The organism is Fibrobacter sp., assembly GCF_045112255.1.
Classification (GTDB): Bacteria; Fibrobacterota; Fibrobacteria; order Fibrobacterales; family Fibrobacteraceae; genus Fibrobacter.
The window spans coordinates 38,510-59,068 of sequence record NZ_JBGUHR010000042.1 but is presented as its reverse complement, the minus strand read 5'-3'; the positions used below and the strand labels follow the sequence as shown (position 1 = coordinate 59,068).

Sequence of the window (20,559 nt, the reverse complement as noted above, 5' to 3'; positions counted from 1 at the left end):
TTTCAACTCCGAATTCCAAACTCCGAATTCCGAATTAAATCATTAGAACGAGTACGTTGCAGAGATTCTGGAGAAGAGTCTGCCTTCGCCCTGGAACGGGTTACGGAAGAGGAGGTCTTCAGCAACAGTCACGTCGATCTTCAGCTTTTCTTCGATATTGATACCGAAACCGAAGCCAATGTGGTCCTTGGAGGTTCCATCAGCAAGCGGGTTTGTGCTGAAGAAGTTGCCGTCTTCCTTGCAGATGCCGTACTTTCCGCCCTTATCTGCTTTGTACTTGGCTTCGTTCTTGTCATTGACATTGCAATCTGTATAAAGGATGGACTTCTGACCGCCAACACGGATAATGAACCAATCCCACCAGATATTACGTTCGATACCGAAGCTGATCATGCCACCGACATCGGTACGTTCATCCCAGTGCTTGTTGTCTTCATTGCGGGAGTCATAAACCCAAGAGCCGCCATTCAAGGACTTGTCAAAGAGCCAGTCATGAGCCTTTCTCTTGTTATAGATAAAGTCCAAGCCCATCCAGAAGAAGCCACGGTCGAGAGCGACGTTGATACCGACGCCCACCTGAGCATGCTTTTCATCCAGACCCGGAGCATCGATGAACTTGAGGTTCATAGCCGGAACGAGTTCGCCGTTAATAGCGTCCAAAGTAAAGAACGCACGGGACTTGATCAACCAGGAGAAGTTGCCGTCGTCAAAGAAGCTGTGGTGTTCCGGACCGTACTGGATACGGGCCAAAGCAAGAGAGAATTCCAAGTCAAAGTAGTTCGTGAACTGGAAGTTCATACCACCGTCAGCCTGTACGATAGAAGCGAAGGCGTCTTTCTTCACCTGATAATTGCCATCTTCGCCCATGTCGCCACCGTCCTGCTGTGCAATATACACATGCAAGCCCCAGGCATTACCGTTCGAGAGCGTACCGCCCAAGAAACCATCGAAGTTCGTCACCGTTTCAGGAACTTTAGTGCTAGAGCCATTTTCGCCAATCACGACATCCGGCAAGTACTGGATAAGTTCGGAATTAATGCGGCCAAAGAGACCACCGATAGAAATACGGGGATCCGGATTGTTGTCTTCTCCGACAGAGATGGAGAAGATACCGCCGAAATTCGGGTGCTGCGGATCCTTGTTCGTACCGGCAGCCACATCCTGCGTGTAAGGACCAAATTCACCAATCAAGTAATTGGAGTAGAGGTTGATGTTTGCCGGGTTATCAAAGATGCTCACATCATCCATGATGTAGGTCGTATTCTTACCCATAGATTCAATACGGGCAAATGTTGCAAAAGCAGACCCAACACCAAGAATTCCAAATGCGGTGCCAACCGCAGCTACGGTTTTTAAGTTCATGGATTAACTCCTATTGAAAATTCTTTTATAAAGTTAGTTTTATAAAAGAAAAAACGCAACATAAATTTAATGAAACATCATTTTTTTTGATGTCATTCCCGAAATCAGGATACAAAAAAGGCCAGACGCAAGTCTGGTCTTTTTTGCAAGCTTTATAAGTGAATTATTCGGTGAACGTGAACGGAATCGTAACCGTCGTGTTACCAGACTTCACCTTGCTGAAGGTCCAGCGGCTAACTGCATTCTTGACTTCGGAGTCGAATTCCGGGAAACCGGTCGTCGAAGAAACAGTAGAGATGCTGATGATTTCGCCACCCGGAGCGATCGTGAACTTCAAGGTAACCTTACCCTGGAATCCCGGTTTCTTCTTCAGGCACTTGTTATAGATGTGGCGAAGACCCGGAGTACGCTGGCGGACAACCTTCATGATGTCTGCAGCGGAACGAGAACCACCACCGGCACCCATGTCGATATCACGCATGGACGGAGTCTTGATGGAACCCTTAGCCTTAGTAGCGATACCGCCGCCACCACCGCCAAGGAGACCTGCAAGGCCGTCACCGATACCACCGGAACCACCTTCTGCGTAACCTTCATTGAAGCCACCATTAGCCTTACCGCGACGGCCACCGAGAACGGTCTTACCCGTAGTCTGGAGACCAGCGACGTCCTTGAGCACCTTATCGATGTCCTTGGTGAACTTCTGGTTCTTCATCAAGTCATAAGCAGCAGCAGAGGCATTCTTGGTCTGAGCAGTGAGGAGCTTGAGCACGCCGCGAGTCTGCGGAGCGTTCGGCTGGCCCTTACCGCGCGGCTTACCACCGCCACCAGCTTTCTTACGAGGCTTCTTCGGTTCGGGCTTCTTCTTTTCTTCCTTCTTTTCTTCCTTCTGCTCAATCTGCATGGAAGTAGTAAGGTCCACGGAATCAGCGTTGTCGAATACGACTTCAGCAACGACCTGTTCGTACATGGAAGCCCAAATACACATAGCCAAAGCGATCACAAGAGAGACACCGGCGATTGCGCCCATCTTCTTGTCGGATTCCGGCATGAGCGACGCAATAAACGGATCTATGTTCTTCTTTGCCATTGATTATTCCTCCCCGCCGTTCTTTTCCATCACGGCGAATGCGATATTCGTGTATCCGGAGAAGCCGCAAGTGGCCATGACCTTATACATCGCATCATACGGGATGTTCTTGTCAATCTGGACAATGATGTGACCAGCTTCATCGGCAGGAAGGCCCATCTTGAGAGCGTGTTCCTGTTCGATTGCGCGACGGTCCTTCAGGATTTCGTCCACCTTCGTAACGAGGAGGTCTTCCTGAGCGAGAACGTCAGCGGTCGGCACGACCTTTTCATTGTCAACGATAACGTAGTTAGCATCGACCACGACAGTCAAAGAAACTTCCTTCGGCTGGACCTTGGAGGTCGAGATCGGAAGAATCAAGTTTTCTGCCTGGGTCAAGAGCTGACCTTCAGCGTCCATGTTCTTGATCATGAACACCAAGATGATGGTCATCATGTCCATCATGGACGTTAAGGAGAAAGGTACGTCTTCGCTATACTTACGAGATTTTCTAGCCATGATTAACCTCCCAACTTTGCAAGGTTGATCTTGCTGAAACCAGCTTCCTTAGCACGGTCCATGAGCTGGATGATCTTGTCGAACTGAGTGTCGTCGTTTGCAACGATGATGATGTTATCAACGTCGTCCAAGTCGATGAACTGAGTATGGATTGCGATCAAGTCCTTAGCGATGAGATCGTATGCGGAGAGCGGATAAACCATAGACTTGTCACCCGGCTTGAGAGTGCGGGCAGAGTTCGGCTGAAGCGTTGCAACAGCCATGCCCGGAGTCGGGGCCTTGAGAGCGGCCGGCTTCTGCATACCCATTGCACCTTCACCCGGAAGGGACAAGAAGTTGTTGGCACCGTCTACATAAGCACTGTCGGCATGAGCTTCTTCAGAGCTACCGTCGTTCTTATATGCGGCCCAGATGACCTTACCCGGGTCTTCTTCAGATTCTTTCTGAATAGCCCAGAGTTCGATGGTTTCGATTTCGTAGAGATACTTCTCTTTGTCCATTTCGGAACCATCTTTGCACTTCGGTCCATGTCCACTTTCAACAGCCGTCTTCACGTCTTCCATCGGATACGTAACGAGCTGAGCATCAGACTTGCAACGGAACGTCCACATTTCCTTGAAATAGACGTTCGGCTGGAAACCACCGCGTGCACCGATAACAAGGTAGTTGTTAGCGATAGCGAGGGATAAGTTCAATGCCTGCTCATCAGGTGGAGGCGGCACGTCATTGTCGATAAGCATCTGGCTGCGTTCAGGCAGGTTCACTTCGACAATGGCGAGTTTGGAGAAAGCAGTCATGGTCAAAAGCATAGGAATCAAGATGGTGAACAAGCCCATCGCCGGAAGCAAATCCGGTTCTTCGACCTTTCCTGGTTTCTTGATATTTTTTGCCATGTTTATTTAAACTCCAGTTAAAATTAAACTCTCTGATTGATTATGCGAGGGAGTTGATAATCTTGAGGCCCTTTTCTTCCATTTCCTGGATGAGGCGTTCGGAGTTCATGTTGAGAAGACCAACGATGACGAGGAGCGGAACTGCAGAGAGAAGTCCGAGGAGCGTAGTACCCATAGCGATAGCAATACCATCAGCAAGAGCCTTAGCACGTTCAGAAGCCGGCTTGTTAGCAACAGCGTCGAATGTGTAGATCAGACCGTAAATCGTACCCATAAGTCCGAGCAACGTGGAGATGGAAGCCATAACGGAGATGATGGAGATGTAGCGAGTGAGGCGCGGAGCTTCAGTGAGGAACACAGCATCAGAAGCAGCAGTCATCAAGTCACGAGCCTTGTCTGCATCCTTGCAGTTGAGCTTAGCAGCAACGATAGCGTCCATAACCTTAGCGATCGGGAGCTTGGAGCTCTTAGCGAACTGGAGAGCCTGTTCGAGCTGGTTCTGCATAACGAGCTTACCGAAATCGGCCATGAACTTAGCGCGGCCCTTGGAGCTCTTCACCATGATGTAGGTAACGCGTTCGAGAGAGAAACCGAGGCCGATGATGAACACGACCAAGATGATCCACATGAACTGGTAACCATCAGATTCAGGGCTGAAGGATTGAAGCAATTTAGACATTAGAGACTCCTTTAATTGAGTTATTGTTTTTGTTGTTTTTGATAATCTTCGTTCATATTTATTTTTTTTTGGAGCGTTGTGGGAGTTTTTAGTAGTAAAACTTTCTTTACCGCGCTGAAATCGCCCTCAAGCCCAATAAAATAGGGGAATCCCATGAACTAGGATTCCCCGTAAAATAGTTTTTACCGCTATTTCTTCTTGCCTTTTTTAGCCTTTTTCTTGGCTTTCTTGGCTTCGGACTTAGCTTTTTTGCCCTTCTTGCCCTTCTTGGAGGTCGCTTCGACAGCTTCTTCATCGCTAGAAGATTCAGAAGCAGCTTCGACACCTCTTTCAGAAGCCGGGATCAAGCTCGGGTCAGCCATCCACTGCTTGAGCTTGGCGAGTTCTTCTTCAAGCTTTGCGCGATCGTCCTTAGTTTCCTTGACGATGTTGCGGAAGGTGGAGACCTTTTCTTCGAGGGTCATAGCGTCAGACTGTTCAATCTGTTCGATACGAGCCTTCAACTTGAAGTAAGCCGGGTCAGCAAAGAGCGTAGACGGGTCAAACTTTTCGATCTTGGTGTTAAGATCTTCGTTAGCTTCGTCGAGCTTTCTCAAGGTTTCAAAGAGCTTTGCAGTCCATTCGTTATCGATACCGTAGTGAGCAGAAGCCTTGATACCCGTTGCGCACTGCGGGATAGCGAGCTGCTTGGCAGCATCAGAACGGCTGTTCAATTCTTCACGGTAGGCTTCCAAGTCTTCATGGGCAGCCATGATAGCGTCATCCTTCACCATGCCCTGACCAATGTATTCACGCACGATCAAAGCACTGTCCGGAAGCGGAGAATTGGCGAATGCATCAGCAACTTCGACGAACACAGCGCAGCCCTGGTAATACATTTCGATGTAGCCCATTTCTGCAGCAATCACGTCCTTGTTGTAGAAGCCCTGGTCACGAGCAAGGTCGATGTTCTTCTGGAAGATCGGACGAGCCTGTTCGTAGTAAGTCGGGAGCTGCTGCACAATGCCGATGCGTTCTGCAAACTTTTCTTCTTCCTTCTTACCGTTGAGCTGCTGTTCACGAATCTTTGCAGCCATCGTCACGAAGAGCATACCCATCTTGTTGGTGGCACGGAAGGTCCACTTTTCAGATGCGTAGGCAGCAGACTTGGAGTAATGCCCCATAGCCTTCTGGAGGGTTTCAACCAAGCTCTTGATGATCTTGGCCTTTTCCTTTTCCTTGCCCTTCAAGACAACCGGAGTCATCTTGTTGTATTCCTGTTCACCCATGTAGAATGCAGCTTCAGCCGGGATAGCAGCGTCTGCGTTTTTGATCTGCAAACCGTACTTGTCGTAAGCTTCGAGAGTCTTCTTGTAAGCATCAACAGAGTTATCCATGTCCTTCACATTGCGGTAGGCGCGAGCGATACCGATGTAAGCGGCAATGAGCTTTTCCTTGTCTTCCTGGTACATCTTGATGAAGTTGCGATATTCCTGGATGGCGAGGTCCCACTTCTTAGCGTTAGCGTATGCCATCGGGATAGAGAAGGCAGCGTCAACAGCGTAAGAGCTCTTCGGATAGTCGCGGACGAGGTCCTTGGAGCAGCGGATAGCTTCGTTGGTCATCTTGGCTTCGTCGTAGCTCAAGCATGCGCTATAGAGGAAGGACGGAGTTTCTTCGTTCTGCGGGTAGCGCTTGTAAGCAAGTTCGAACGTCTGAGCAGCCTGCTTCTTGTCCGGGATGGAGTCATAGGTCTGAGCAGCAAAGCCAATTGCCGGGAAGGCCATAGAATCCTGCGGGAAGTTGTCCGTGATGAACAAGAACGTCTTAGCAGCAACCACCGGCTGCTTGTCCTTCTTGTAGTTGCTAGCAGCACGCAAGATACCCTTGACAGTGAGCGGAGACTTAGCATAGCTCTTCGGGAGGAGCATGAAGGTTTCAGCAGCCTTCTTGTACTGGTTGACGCTTTCGTAAGCGGCAGCAGCTTCGAAGATAGCCTTGTCAGCAATGTCGATGTTCGGGTAGCGCTTCACGAGGTCCAAGTAAGCCTTGGCACCAGCTTCGGACTTACCGGCCTTGACAGAAGATTCAGCCTTCTGGAAGAGAACGTAAGCGATAGCCTTTTCGATTTCAGCAGCCATGGAGTCGTTACGAGTTTCCTTAGCCTTGTACTGCTTGAGGAGCCATTCAAATTCGGTGAGGGATTCATCGAGCTGGTTAGATTCCAGCAAGGACTGGGCAAGCATACGGCTGATGAGCAAAATGTACTGGTGCTTCGGGAAGTCCTTCTTGAGCTTGCGGAGGACGTTCACAGCAACGCTGAACTGCTTTGCATCGTAATGAACGATAGCGGCGTTGTAAGCAAGTTCTGCAGCTTCCTTGTTCTTACCGAACTTGGCCATGTACTTATCGACCTGGTCGAAGTAAGCCTTAGTTTCCGGCAAGTTGTAAGCCTGGACAGCGTCATCGTTAGCCTTAGACTTTCTTGCATTTTCACGAGCCTGGTCCATCATGAGAACGGCGTTATAACCAGCTTCATCCTTCGTGAGGAGAGCGCCGGAACCCATTTCGCGACGGCCATAGCGGGTCGTATCGGTTTCAACGATCCAGTTGAACATCTTGGCAGCGTTAGCATGCTGGTTCATTTCCTGATAGACAAGAGCAAGGTTGATGTGAACCTTGTATTCATCCCAGGTCGGTTCCTTAGCATAGCGCTTGAGGAATGCTTCATAAGCTTCGATAGCCTTAGTATACTGTCTCTTGCCGCCTTCGATATCACCTTCCTTGGTGAGCTTAGCAGCCTGAGCGTGGTGGTACTGCGGAATGTCGAGCATAGCGCCACGGATGGCCTTTTCAGCATTCTTCACAGATTCCGGATACTTCTGGTTTTTCTTGTACCAGGAAGAGTTACGGTCATAACGCTTCACAACTTCATAACGGTGAGCCTGAGCATCTTCGAACTTCTGCTGGACGATCAAGATTTCGATCATGGCAATATCGGCGAGCGGAGCGTCGATATAGTCCGGGTTGATGTTCATCAAGCGCTTGAAGGACTGGACAGCTTCTTCGTTACGGTCATGGTCCTTGTTCTTCATACCGATGCGGTAATAGACAGAGTCCTTGAACGGAACCTTCTTGTCCTTCAAGAAAGCTTCAGCTTCCTGGACACCACCACCTTCCAAGTCAGAGAAGGATGCAGCCATGAAGTCCATAGCTTCAGCGCGCAAGTCGTTAGGATATTTACCCTTGTCAGCACCGACGATGTAGTCGAAATACTGTCTAGCAGCAATTTCGTATTCGGCAGTGTTGTAATAAGATTCTGCCAAGTGGTACATGGCAAGTGCAGCTTCCTTACCCGTGAGGTTTTCGAAGCCCGTCACCTTCTTATAGGCACCGATAGCGTCCTTGAACTTGCGGTTCATGAAGTGGTATTCAGCAATACGGAGCCATGCCTTCGGCACGAGACCGTTGTCCGGGAAGTCACGGACGAGCTGCATACGGAGCTTGTAAGCCTTGTCGTCTTCGCCACTAGCTTCCTGCACAGCAGCAGCCTGGTAAATCACGGTCGGAGCCTTTGCTTCCTTCGGATACTTGTCGATGTATTCGAGGAAATAGCCCAAAGACTTCTGGTGATCCGGCTTCGGGAACTGGCCGATGTTGGCGCACTTTGCCGGCTTGTTGTCACGGTCAGCGCACCATGCGACATCTTCTTCATACTGGGCGTTCTTGTCGAGGAACTGCTTTTCTTCGAGCTGGAACTGGTAGTGACCGAGCTGTTGCAAGGAGCTTGCGCAACGGTTGCTCACCTTGCCCTTGCAGCGTTCTACCTGGCGTTCCCACTGGGCGATAGCATCGCGCATGCCCTGTTCGTCAAGGCCACCAGAACGGCAAGCCTGTTCAGCCTGGTTCTTGATAACTCGATAGGAACTGGCGCACTGTTCATAACCAGAGTTGCCCTTTCCAATGGATTTGCACTTTGCGTAAAGATTCTTAGCTTCGGTAGTCTTATCTTTACACGGGTCCGATGCAGCGAATGATGTTCCGGCCATGGAGCAAACAATTGCTGATACGAGCAATAGATTTTTCATCGTTCTCTATCCACCTATGATTATTCTAAAAAATAAAAAGGACGGACCCGATTTTAAGCGGGCCCGCAACTATAACTATTAGAGGTCATCCTCCAACGAGGGCATTTCAGATGCACCAGACTTCGAGGCGCCGCCACCAGCACCACCCATCTTAGACAAGAGGGTAGCCTTTGTAAAGCCAGCGTCATCCAAGATGCGCTTACGGTTGGATTCGAAGCGGTCACTCTGGATGGACCTTTGCATGAACGAAGCATAATCTTCAATAGCCTGGTTAGCCTTGTTGAACGTCGGACGCAAAGCTTCACGCTTGCTTTCCACACGCGGAGTCGGCAACTGGCGAGCGAGATCCAAAGCAAGAACCTGAACGGAGTCGAACTGGCTCTGCATTGCATCGTAAGCCTGACGGGCACTGTCGCGAGAAGCAACAGACACAATCGGCTGTTCCGTACGCTTTTCAGCCTGAGTCAAGGCTTCGAGAGCGTCCTGATAGTTCTTCTTCATGAAGTGGCAGTAACCAATCACGAGATAAGCTTCGGACACGAGGAAGGATTCCGGAAGATTGCTGATAATCCACTTAGCCGGCTTGATAGCTTCATCCGGCTTGTTGACCTTAAGGAAGGACCAAGCAATACCGAGCATAGCTTCGTCAAACACCGGAGATTCCTTCTGGACCTGGCCATACATCTGAGCAGCGGCTGCGATGTCCGGCTTTTCACCAGAGAAGAAGAGGTGGCCGAGCTTAACTCTTGCAGCGTCCTGAAGGTCGCGTTCAGACTGGTTGGAAACCGGCTGTTCCGTAATATCGCGGAAGCAGTTTTCAGCTTCGTCAAACTTGCCCATACGGCTGTTGGCAATACCCATGGTATAGCGAGCGTAGAAGTAGTTTGCGTTACCCGGGAGAATGGAGGCGAGGAGATCGACGGATTCCTGATAGAGGCCCTGTTCGAACTTGATCTGGCCTGCAACGTAGTCAGCGTCAGCCTTCACGTCGCTTTCACCAAACTTCTGAGCAATGTTCTGATACTTGTTCATAGCTTCCGTGTACTTGCCTTCCTTATAGTCGATGTTCATCAACTGGAAGTGGTACTTGGCGCGCTGGTCACTCTGCGGATAACGCTTGATAGCATCTTCGTAGACGGACTTAGCAGCCTTGTGCATACGGAGGTTTTCGAAAGACTTTGCCTTGTAGAAAGCAGCCTGGTCCACCAAGTGGAATGCCGGGTACTTGGTCTGAACCTTACCGAAGGCATAGGCAGCTTCGAGGAACTGACGGTTCAAGTACAGACGCATAGCAGCGCGGTAGTCGTTTTCAGGTTCGATCTTCAAGCGGCGATAGCGTTCTTCACCGATCTTCTCTTCACGAGTATCACCGAAGCGAGAAGTCAGCTTGACAGCCCACACAAAGCCACGGTTCTTCTTGGCCCAGAGGTCGTCGTGAGACATTTCGAGGTCGAGAGCGAGGTAACGGAAGATGCTGACATCCTTGACGTTAACCGTAGCACCGATGACCGGGTAGCCTTCCTTAGTGAAGCGGGCGCGGACACCGAGGTGAGAAGAAAGATAGTAGGTCAAGGAGAAGCTCATTTCGAGATTAGCACCCTTACCACCTTCATCAGAATCGTGGATGATGTCAATCACAGAGAGTTCAGCCTTGAATTCGAGGAGACGGTTGAAGCCGCGATAGAACAACGACACATTGAGATTCGTCGGAATCTGGTATGCATCGGCAGCACCCATGAACACGAACTTCATGCCATCGGTAGCTTCAGCTTCGCTAACAGCCGGAGCAAGGGCGTTCTGAACGGCAACACCGATAAGCAAGTAACCGTACTTCGAAGAAGCGAGCGGGTTCCAGCTCAAACCTACGTCAGCACCGACTGTAAGCTGCTTGACTTCATCAAACTGGTTGATGTACAAGACAGAGAGATCGACACCGAGGGAGAGCAAGTGGAAAAGTCTGTAGGAATAGCCGAACATTGCGGCAATTTCGCTATAGGACTGGCCACCTTCGATGGAAGCACCGTTTTCGAAAAGGGAGAAGCCCAAAGTGTGCTTGTAATCCATCGGATATGTCAAGCTGACATATTCCTGGCTAGCTTCGCCACTAATGGTGCTAAAGAATGCAGCGCTGAATTCGAGCTGATCGGTTTCAGAAATTCCAGCCGGGTTCACATACATCGAGGTGTTACCACCAAATTCGGCAAACCAGTCATTCTGCTGATACTTATTCGGCGTGTAGGTTGCCTCTGCAAACAAAGAAGTGCTGGCTACGGCAAGTCCAAAAACGGACGTCTTGATGAAACTAGTACGCAACATCACCTACTCCTTTACTGAATATCCGTGCGGATGAACTCAATACGACGGTTCTGCGCACGCCCTTCGGGTGTTTTGTTAGAAGCAACAGGCTTCGTATCGCCCATGCCCTTAGTTGTCATACGGCTTTCGGCAATGCCCTTTTCGACAAGGAAGTTCTTCACAGCGTTAGCACGGTCTGCGGAGAGGGTCATGTTCTTGTCCTTGTTACCGATGTTATCAGTATGACCAATAATTTCGAAAGTAGCTTCGGGGAAGGTTTCCATGATATCGACAACCTTCATCAAGGAGATGTAGGAGTCCTGAGTAATCGTGGACTTACCAGATTCGAAGTTCACACCTTCAAGAACGAAGACCTTCTTCGGCGGCTGCGGAACTTCATCCGGGCAACCATCGTCGTCCTTGTAGTTGTTGAGAGATTCAGCCTGTTCCGGGCAGAGGTCCACACCCTTACAGATGTGAGCGTACTGAGAGAGCATACCCTTAGCTTCGACCCACGGATCGCAGAGACCATCGCGGTCGTTGTCTGCATCCGGGCAGCCATCGTCATCCTGGAAGCCGTCAAAGTCTTCGGCTTCTTCCGGGCAGTTATCGAAACCGGTGCAAACGCCAGCGTACTTTTCGGAGAGACCTTCTTCGGAAACCCACGGATCGCAGAGGCCATCGCCATCAGTGTCCGGATTGCGAGTTTCTTCGACAGCTTCTTCTTCCTTAACGACGTCAGTTGCAGTAAGACCAATATCCAGCTTGCCCTTGCCGCGCTTGAGCATCGGGGAAGTGGACTGGCAGAAGAAGTTCGGGTTGCCGATAGACGGGTTGTTGAACTTCGGGTCCAAAGAAACGTTCGTGCGGTTCACCTTGATGAACTGGTTGAACGGATAGTAGTTCTTGTAGATGTTGTTGTATTCCACCTTCGTCTGACCGGCAGCCGGGTCAGCAAACACACCGTAATAGTGGTTTTCCATGAAGATGTTGTTACGGGCGACCACGTTGGTCGGTCCCTTCAAAGCGAGGCCGGAATAGCCGTTGCGGAGAACGACGTTCTGTTCGATGTAAGCATCGAGAGACTTAGCACCCCAAGCGAGAATACCAGACCAGCGGTTACCGTAGACAACGTTGTTGCGGAGCCACGGCAGAGAAATGAAAGCACCGATACCCGTTGCGTGGTTATCGATCACATAGCAATGATGAATGTAAGGGGCAGCGTTTTCGCAAAGGATACCTTCGAGACCGTTCCTCACTGTGAAGTGCGACATTTCGGCGCCTGAAGTACCCATGACGGTCGGACCACGGCGGCCACCATCGATGATGGTAGACAAGGGATCCTCGCCCTTAAGAACAACACCCATGATCAAGGTGATGTTTTCATTATAAACACCGCGTTTGACAAGGATTGTATCCCCGGCATCCGCATTTCCGAGAGCATCTGCAATCTTTGCGAAATCGCCAGGCACGTTGATATTCTTTGCCATGGCGGTTCCTGAAAGAAGCATCGCCCCGGCCGTAATTAAGACCAGTTTCTTTAGGGTCATACTGCTACGTTTCTCCAATCATAGAACACTTAAATTCGTTAAACATACGCTTGCCAGTTTGGCAAACACAAAACCCATGTGGGAATATACCTTCAAAAATGACTTTAGTCAAATACTTTTCGTCAAAAACGCCATTTTTCGTGTAAAAAATACACAGGTATAGCCTTTAGGGAAAATTTATCTGTCAATCCTCACTCGGAAGATCGTCCTCCTTTTCCTCCTCCTTCTTTGCACCTTGAATTGAAACACGAATCTCTTGGCAGGTCTTCTTGATGTTCTGCAAGACCTTGCGAGCGCGTGTGCCAGCAGATTTGTTGCCGCGTTCGAATTTCTCGTATTCGCGTTTGAAATTTTCAATTTCTAGTTCGAGATCGTTTACTAAACTCATAAGCAAACTCCAAAAAAAGATGCTTTTTGGAAAATAAATAAAGTTTTTGCTAAAAATTCGCCGTTTTGCAAAATTATGTTTACGTTTACAAACTATTACATAGGTTTGGGTTAATTCAACAACTTATTAACAGTGTGATAACCGCCACAGATTCTCAAGAGCCCGAAAACCGGCCTCCCCAACATTTTCGGAGAAGTCGTTCACAAACATGGCGATGTGGGACTTGATGACTTCATCGTCATCGATCTGTGCTTTTTCGACGATAAACGGGGTCACCGGGTCATGCCTTTGGCGGGCTATCTGGAGACTATGCCGAATCTCTTTTTCAACGGATTCGATAGCCGCATACCCCAATTCCTTTTTTGCAACAGCGATCCCCAGCGGAATCGGAGAACCCGTCTCCTGCTCCCAAAACGCCCCCAGATCCTGCAAAAGATGGAGGCCGTCCCTTTTCCACGTAAAACGGTGTTCGTGGATGGTAACACCCTGAGAAACGCTATTGTCGAGAAGCCGCCGATAAACCTCGTCAAAGAGGGCATATTCGAGTTCTGGAGCGTTTTTGAAATGGTGCGCATACCAGAACTTGAAAAGGAGCGCTGCGGTCGTATTTGCGCCCGGAAGCGTTGTCGGGAGTTCAGGATTGAACGTATCGGACTGCGAAGAGAGCAAAAGCGGACCACAGCCGTACCCGATGGCGCCCCCGCAACCGAGGCAACGGTACGTTTCGGCAATTTGAGGGTAAACCTGAGCGCTGATCTTTGCGACATCGAGTTCACCTCGCAGAACCATCTCGTTGAGGGTCTGTACGTCGGCAAACGTCACTTTCCATTCAAATGGGGAATTTTCAAGCCCCTGGAGCAAAGCTTCGTAGATGAAGGTGTCGTTTGGGCAAGTGGAAATACCAAGAGAGAGTTGCATAAAAATACAGAAAACTAATAAACCATGGCACGGACAGTCACAGACCACGGACTGAGATTCACATTTCCCTTGGCTCGCGGAGTAAACCGAACATCGTTACGCCCTTGCAAGACGATAGCATCCGCATTGCGGAAAGTAAAATTACCGGCTTCATCGATTTCGGCTTCCCTTTTAATGCCGTTCATAACATGTTCAACAACAATCTTGTTTTCGAAATAAGTCGTATCATAACCGTTCAAATGCAAGGTCGTCGAAGCGGAACGGTTCACATTTCCCGTCAAGTTCATGTCGCTACGGAGAGAATCAAGAACGGAACCACCAAAAGTCCCCGATAGCGACCACTGGATAGTCAAAGGTTCAGGTTCGGAAACTTTAGAATCCGAAGAGCAAGCTACCAAAGCAAGCACGGACATTACCAAAAAAACAATTTTTTTCATTTTAAACTCCTTGTTTAACGATAAATTATTTACAAAAATAACATAAGAAAAACATACGCGATACAAAATATTTTTCGATAGGCTTGGCTACGAAAAAAATTTACATCGCAGCAATAGCCATCCGGAGCCTGTCCAAGGCATCCTTGACGCGCCAGGTGGATTTGTCGCGGGTAGTGGCAAAGTTGCTCACGGCACGAATTTCGCAGCAGGGAACACAGAAGGCATGGCAAATCGAAAAGCAGGCAGCCCCTTCCATCGATTCGACATCGACATTGAAGCTTCGTACGCGGTCGAAAGCCATGGAGGCGGTTCCCGTGCAGCAGTTGACGCTGAGGCCGGCAACAGGCTTTAATTTTGAAAGCCAGGCGGGAACACCCCGTAACGACGAGGATTCGTAAACCTGGGCAGACGCTTGAGTTACAGAACCGTTTGCAGAAGTTAAGCAAACCTTGTGCCACGGCGTAAACGAGCCATCGCATTCGACAACGCCAAAATCCCCGACAACTTCAGAATCGACGCGAACAACGTCGCCTACGTTCAATCCGCGATCAGGGTAAGCGCCACAGATTCCCGCAAGCACCACATGCGAAAAAGGCCCCTCGGCAGCAAACCGAGAGAGCAATACTGATAAATTTGTTGCAAATTCAAGCATTCCAACGCCAAGGACAACGGCAAAGCCGCGCCCTTCGGGCAGTTCGACGATTTCGCCTAAACGGATGTCATTTCGAACAAAAGATTTGCATTCTGGAAAAACGCCAAAAAATTCCACGTTTGACGCAAAGGCAAACAAAGGAACAAAGTCGTTCTCCATAGCCAAATTCCTATTCCAGGCGTTCGACCTTTGTCGAGAGATCGCTCTCGAGTTCGGCGACGCGGTCGAGGCTCAAGTTCCACGGGCGTTCGACTTCGCAACGTGCACTTGCCACAGCAGTCGCCTTCGCCAAGCAGCTTTCGAAGCTCAGGTTCTGTTCAAAAGCATAGAGCCAGCCCGCAAAGAACGAGTCACCGGCGCCAATATCGTTTTTCACGTTGATGGTCGGCGGCTGCAACTGAATGCCCTGGAACTTCTTTTCCATAAGGCGGAAAGCACGCACAGGGGCATCTTCCTCGGTCACGATGAGATTCTTGATCGGGAGGCGTTCGAGGACTGCTGTTGCCGTCATTTTCCAGAACTGCGGACTCGACTTGACCTGCGGAATGCCCATGCGTTCCAGGAGCTTGCAGTATTCCAGCATGTTGATTTTCAGGACGTCCACGCCTTTCGCGAGGAGTTCGTCAATGCCGTCAATGGCATCGACAAAGATGTGCTTGTCGCTGAAATCAAGGTCATTGAATATCTTTGCGTTAAAGCCTTGCGGGAATGTTCCGCACAAGGCGATGTACTGCGTAGAATCCCAGTATTCATTCAGCGTTTGCGTGAAGTCTTCGTTCTCGGAATCCGAAAGCATCGGGGATGGCTCCACAAGCTCTGTGGTATCGCCGTTGCAGGCAATCGTCGTACAAATGCGCGTGTTTTCGCGAATCCAGATTGGCACCTGCTGGATGCCGCAAGCAGAAAGCTCGTCAAAGATTTTTTCTCCGTTCCCGGCGCCGAGGAAATGCATCAAGCGGGGAGTCCCCCCCAGGAGCTGCAACACACGGCAGCAGTTGATGCCCTTGCCCGACGCGTATTCCTTGACCTTGGAGATGCGGTGCACTTCGCCTGGAGTAAACTTGTCCAGAAAGAACACCCTCTGCCAGGCAGGATTCAAACCGAGAACTAAGATTTCCCTTGACATCGCTTACCTTAGAAGTTCACCTTGAAGAACTTGCGCTTGCCCACCTGGACGACGAGCTGGTCGCCACCCTTGATTTCGATCTGGGCCTGCGGATCAGCGAGCTTTTCGCCGCCAATCTTCACACCGCCGTTCTGCACCATGCGGCGGGCTTCGCCCTTAGAGGCAAAAGCCTTGATGTTCACGAGGAGGTCGAGAGCGCCATACGAGCCAGCATCGACGGAGCATTCGGCAGCGTCACTCGGGATAGCGTTACCGCTATGGATTTCGCGTTCCTTGGCGGCAGCGGCTTCGGCAGCTTCGGCACCGTAGTACTGCGTCACGATGTCGATAGCAAGGCGGTGCTTAGCTTCGTTCGGGTTCATCTTGCCAGCGGCGATGTCTGCCATCATCTGCTTGACTTCGTCGAGCGGGATGTTGGTCAAAAGTTCATACCAGTTCTCGACAATGTTGTCGGAGAGGCTGTAAATCTTGTGGTACATAACGTCGGCAGGTTCATTGAGGCCAACGTAGTTGCCGATGGACTTACTCATCTTGACCTTGCCATCCGTACCGAGCAAAATCGGCATGAAGAGACCGATCTGCGGTTCCATGCCTTCGAAAATCTGAAGATCGCGACCACGAAGCACGTTGAACTTCTGGTCAGTGCCGCCGAGTTCCACATCGCTGTTGATGGCGACGGAATCGTAGCCCTGCATCATCGGGTACATGAATTCATGCAGGCTGATCGGCGTATTGGCGGTATAGCGGTTGTGGAAGTCTTCGCGTTCGAGCATCTGGGCGACAGTGAACTGGCCCATGAGTTCGGTGACCTTGCTGAACGGGAGCTTGGAGAACCATTCGCCGTTGTAGTGAATTTCGACCTGGTCGCGACGGACGACCTTGAAGAACTGTTCCTGATATTCCTTGGCGTTTTCGAGAACCTGTTCGTGCGTAAGACGCGGACGGGCTTTGTTGCGACCGCTCGGGTCACCAATCTGCGCGGTGTAGTCACCCACGATGAGGACGACCGTATGACCGAGGTCCTGGAACTGGCGGAGCTTGCGCATCACGACCGTATGACCGAAATGAACGTCCGGAGCTGTCGGGTCTACCCCCATCTTGACACGGAGGGGCTTGCCCGTTTCGTAGGACTTCTGGAGTTTCTTTTCGAGTTCGTCTTGCGGCACGATGTCGGTAACGCCGCGCATCAAAATTTCAAGCTGTTCTTTAACAGGACGGAATTGCATTTTAGTTACTAGTTAGTAGTTAATTGTTATTAGTTAATTGTTACAGAACAAAGATAGCAATTAGTAGACAGTAGGAAGTTGGAAGTTGGAAGTAGATAGCAGGCTGTAAACAGTAAAATTGGAAAACTTTGGCAATCTACGTAAAGTTACTTCCGCTTTTTGGATTGGCACTGGAGAATGTACTTCGTCAAAAAATTATAGAACTGCTCCGTCTTGGAATTGTCCTGTTTGTTACGGCGAAGCGAAACCACGATATCGCGCTTGAAATCCGTATCGGTAATTTCAAGAAGCTTGACTCGCTTGTGGTCCATTTTACCCCACGAGAGTTCCGGCCAGAAACCAACGCCAATGCCAGCGGCAACAGCTTCCTTGACAACAGCGGCGTTATCACTTTCGAACGTCACATTTGTATGAAATCCAATGCTATCGCAAAGTTCATTACAAATTTGTCTATACTGCTTGGAACCATAAAGACGAATGAATTTTTCGTCTTTCAAGTCAAATAGCGAAATGGAATCGAGCCTTTTGTACTGCGCCGTATTGGGTACAGCCAAGAAAATTTTTTCGGAATGGACAAACGTTTCGTCGCTTTCGGTATTATCAAGTTCCGGCTTGTAATTGGCGTAAGTGCGAACGCAAATATCAAAGACGCTTGTCTCCTCATTTTGCACAATGTCCACGTCAATATCAGAATTACCACGTTTATACTCAATCACAGCGCTTGTGATGAGCGTGGATGCCGCAAGGACGTTCAGCTTGACGTTGTTATTCTGCTTATCCGCAGTCTCCTTGAGTAGCGCCGGGAGTGCCATCATGTTCTCGTAAAGCGGCTGGAGCTTTTCGTAAAAGAACTTTCCGCTATCGGTGAGCTTGATGTTACGCCCGGAGTTTTTGAACAGCGATACGCCCAGCTCATCTTCGAGCTTGTGGATAGCTTGCGTAAGCGCCGGCTGGACTATGCAGAGGTTCTTTGCACTTTGCGTCACATGCTCCGTGCGGGCCACCTCCAAGAAGTATTTTAGCTGAGTCAGTTCCATAGAGAGAAATATAGGTTATTAGCAGTAGGAAGTAGGCCGTAGGCGGTAGGAAGTTGAAAGGTGATGCCCGCTCGGGGGCGGGCATGACAGTGTGAAGGGGAACGTATCTGCTATTGGTACTGTGTAAGGCGATCCCGGAACGGGGTCCGGGATGACAATGTGAGGGGTACGGCTACTTGCTGAAGGCAGTGAGGTCGATGCCGAGCTGCTTGATTTTGTAAGTGAGGATACGCGGGGTGGTCGAGAGGCTGCGGGCGGCAGCGGCCATCTTGCCCTTGCTGCTCTTGAGCGCATCGCAAATGATATCGCGTTCGTACGCCTCGACCATGAGCTTGAGGTTTCCGCTCACAGGCGTTCCACTCGTTTCGTCGGTCTGGATGGTCGGCGGGAAGTGATGCGGATAGATGACGTCTTCTTCGGTCAAGAGGACTGCGCGTTCAATCGCGTTTTCAAGTTCGCGCACATTGCCCGGCCACGGGTAGCTCATGAGCATTTCGATCGTACCGCGAGCAAGGCGGCGCACGTTTTTGCCGACCAAGCGGCAGTAATGGTCAACAAAGTAATCAGCCAGGAGCACAATGTCAGTGCGGCGCTTGCGAAGAGGCGGCACGTAAATCGGAACAATGTGAAGCTGGTAGTACAAGTCTTCACGGAAGGTTCCATCCGAGACCATCTGCTGCAAGTTCTTAGTCGTTGCGCAAATCACGCGCACGTTCACTTTTTTCGGGAATCGAGCGCCTACGCGTTCCATTTCGCCCTGCTGCAAAAGGCGGAGCAACTTTATCTGCAAGTTCGGCGTGAGTTCCGCAACTTCATCGAGGAATAGCGTACCACCTTCGGCCTGCTCGACGCGGCCCGGTGCCTCGTTGACGACGCCAACCAGGGCGCCCTTTTCGCTACCGAAAAGTTCCCGGTCCAGAACGGACTCCGGGAGGGCCGCGCAATGCACTCGCACGAACGGCCCTAAATTGCGGTCAGAACGGAAATGAATCGCTTCTGCAACAAGACCTTTGCCTGTTCCCACCTCCCCCACGATGAGCGCTGGGAGCGGGCTTTTCGCGACCTGGTCGATTTGCGTATAGACCTGCTGCATCTCGGGCGTTTTTCCGATGATGTTATCCGGCTGGAATCTCGCCTTGAGTTCCATCGCCATACGTTCGTTTTCGGCCTTGAGGATTTCGTTTTCTTCTCGGGCCTGACGGCGGAGTTTCACTGCAGTGGCAAGCATCTGCGCGATGATTTCGAGCAAATGAATCTGGTCGTTGAGGTTTGCCTCATCGGGATTGTGTTCGTCGGCACTCAAGGCGCCAACGACTTCCTGTTCCATGATAATCGGAACGCAAAGGAACGCCTTGTCTTCGGTCTTGCCGCGGCCCGTGCGGTCCAAGAAATCCGGGTCTTTCGCAACAGACGGAATGATGATGGGTTTGCCTGTTTCAACGACGCGGCCGGTAATGCCTTCGCCCACCTTATAGCGACCCTTGCTCGCCTGACGGCTGCTCAAGCCTTCTGCAATTTCAATCGAAATTTCGCCGGTATGGCGGTTGTACAATGTGAGGGTCGCATGCTCGACGCCCATCACCGATTCGACGGTCTGCAATACAGGATGCGCCACCGTCTCGAAATCAAGACTCTGGTTCAAAATAGAGCTGATCTTGTAGAGCAGCTCTAGTTCTTGGATTCTACGTTCTTCACCAGAAGTCATGAGTCACCTAGAATACACGGAATACAGCATTCAACGAGAACGTCATGCGCGCATCACCACCTCTCACAACAGCAAAATCCAAAGGATAGAATTCCAATTCAAAGAACTCACTCTTTGTGCGCCACGAAACGCCTAAGTTCGAGCGGAACATGAACGATTCAAAGTAATAGTCGTGATTGTCTTTTTCCCGCGTGTATGTCAAGATGCGATTCCCTTCCGCATCGTACGCTTCAATGGGCGCAGAATTGAAAAAATAAAGTTCATCAACAGTTCCGTCCCGAAAAGTCACTAGGAACATGAAATTTGCAACCAAACTAAATTGATTACTTATGGGCGCTTTCAAATTAAGCAAAAGCCCACCAGAAAATTCATCAAAATCATAATCATCGCAATCTTCACATGCAGAAACATCGGTCGCAAATTCAGCCATGACACCAGCGCCAATATAAGGTGTAATCGGTTTTACAAGAGAAAGCGAACCTCCAAACATCATTGTCGAAGCATCGGTCCAGCTGCCCAATGCAGGACCAAACTTGACATCAAATGTTTTCCAGGAAATGTCGGAAGCCGCAGCAAGCGACACAAGAAACAAAGCGATGACAGGACAAAACTTTTTTACCATACAAACAATATAAT

Annotated in this window: 17 protein-coding genes; all 17 read right to left on the bottom strand. The window is 50.0% G+C overall.

Annotated features, from left to right (window positions below):
* Window positions 1–42 precede the first annotated feature (42 nt).
* Window positions 43–1,362, bottom strand: coding sequence for a hypothetical protein (locus tag ACJMM9_RS05425; RefSeq protein ID WP_405324534.1), 1,320 nt, complete (start codon window positions 1,360–1,362; stop codon window positions 43–45).
* A gap of 163 nt (window positions 1,363–1,525) precedes the next feature.
* On the bottom strand, window positions 1,526–2,452 hold the full coding sequence (locus tag ACJMM9_RS05420; RefSeq protein WP_088641388.1) for an AgmX/PglI C-terminal domain-containing protein: 927 nt from the start codon (window positions 2,450–2,452) through the stop codon (window positions 1,526–1,528).
* Between the two features lie 3 nt (window positions 2,453–2,455).
* Complete coding sequence (locus tag ACJMM9_RS05415; RefSeq protein WP_014546558.1) at window positions 2,456–2,950, bottom strand: biopolymer transporter ExbD; 495 nt, start codon at window positions 2,948–2,950, stop codon at window positions 2,456–2,458.
* A gap of 2 nt (window positions 2,951–2,952) precedes the next feature.
* Window positions 2,953–3,843, bottom strand: coding sequence for an ExbD/TolR family protein (locus ACJMM9_RS05410; RefSeq protein ID WP_405324532.1), 891 nt, complete (start codon window positions 3,841–3,843; stop codon window positions 2,953–2,955).
* A 40-nt stretch (window positions 3,844–3,883) separates the two neighbouring features.
* Complete coding sequence (locus ACJMM9_RS05405) at window positions 3,884–4,522, bottom strand: MotA/TolQ/ExbB proton channel family protein (RefSeq protein ID WP_405324530.1); 639 nt, start codon at window positions 4,520–4,522, stop codon at window positions 3,884–3,886.
* 188 nt (window positions 4,523–4,710) lie between these two features.
* A complete protein-coding gene (locus tag ACJMM9_RS05400; RefSeq protein ID WP_405324528.1) occupies window positions 4,711–8,589 on the bottom strand; it encodes a tetratricopeptide repeat protein in 3,879 nt (1,292 codons plus the stop codon).
* A 78-nt stretch (window positions 8,590–8,667) separates the two neighbouring features.
* Window positions 8,668–10,905 carry a tetratricopeptide repeat protein gene (locus ACJMM9_RS05395; RefSeq protein ID WP_405324526.1) on the bottom strand — a complete coding sequence of 746 codons (2,238 nt, stop codon included), beginning with the start codon at window positions 10,903–10,905 and terminating at the stop codon, window positions 8,668–8,670.
* An 11-nt stretch (window positions 10,906–10,916) separates the two neighbouring features.
* Window positions 10,917–12,374, bottom strand: coding sequence for an OmpA family protein (locus ACJMM9_RS05390; RefSeq protein ID WP_405324524.1), 1,458 nt, complete (start codon window positions 12,372–12,374; stop codon window positions 10,917–10,919).
* 244 nt (window positions 12,375–12,618) lie between these two features.
* Window positions 12,619–12,822 (bottom strand): hypothetical protein, encoded by a 204-nt coding sequence (locus ACJMM9_RS05385; RefSeq protein ID WP_088641383.1) that lies wholly within the window; start codon window positions 12,820–12,822, stop codon window positions 12,619–12,621.
* A gap of 126 nt (window positions 12,823–12,948) precedes the next feature.
* On the bottom strand, window positions 12,949–13,740 hold the full coding sequence (locus ACJMM9_RS05380; RefSeq protein ID WP_405324521.1) for a 1,4-dihydroxy-6-naphthoate synthase: 792 nt from the start codon (window positions 13,738–13,740) through the stop codon (window positions 12,949–12,951).
* A 14-nt stretch (window positions 13,741–13,754) separates the two neighbouring features.
* Window positions 13,755–14,177, bottom strand: coding sequence for a hypothetical protein (locus ACJMM9_RS05375; RefSeq protein ID WP_405324520.1), 423 nt, complete (start codon window positions 14,175–14,177; stop codon window positions 13,755–13,757).
* 100 nt (window positions 14,178–14,277) lie between these two features.
* On the bottom strand, window positions 14,278–14,988 hold the full coding sequence (mqnB, locus tag ACJMM9_RS05370) for a futalosine hydrolase (RefSeq protein WP_405324518.1): 711 nt from the start codon (window positions 14,986–14,988) through the stop codon (window positions 14,278–14,280).
* A gap of 10 nt (window positions 14,989–14,998) precedes the next feature.
* Window positions 14,999–15,955, bottom strand: coding sequence for a 1-phosphofructokinase family hexose kinase (locus ACJMM9_RS05365; protein WP_405324516.1), 957 nt, complete (start codon window positions 15,953–15,955; stop codon window positions 14,999–15,001).
* Between the two features lie 8 nt (window positions 15,956–15,963).
* Window positions 15,964–17,181 carry a tyrosine--tRNA ligase gene (gene tyrS, locus ACJMM9_RS05360; RefSeq protein WP_405324514.1) on the bottom strand — a complete coding sequence of 406 codons (1,218 nt, stop codon included), beginning with the start codon at window positions 17,179–17,181 and terminating at the stop codon, window positions 15,964–15,966.
* 146 nt (window positions 17,182–17,327) lie between these two features.
* A complete protein-coding gene (locus ACJMM9_RS05355; protein ID WP_405324512.1) occupies window positions 17,328–18,218 on the bottom strand; it encodes a LysR family transcriptional regulator in 891 nt (296 codons plus the stop codon).
* A gap of 172 nt (window positions 18,219–18,390) precedes the next feature.
* Window positions 18,391–19,923, bottom strand: coding sequence for a sigma 54-interacting transcriptional regulator (locus tag ACJMM9_RS05350; RefSeq protein WP_088631330.1), 1,533 nt, complete (start codon window positions 19,921–19,923; stop codon window positions 18,391–18,393).
* A 7-nt stretch (window positions 19,924–19,930) separates the two neighbouring features.
* A complete protein-coding gene (locus ACJMM9_RS05345; protein WP_405324509.1) occupies window positions 19,931–20,545 on the bottom strand; it encodes a hypothetical protein in 615 nt (204 codons plus the stop codon).
* Between the last annotated feature and the right edge of the window lie 14 nt (window positions 20,546–20,559).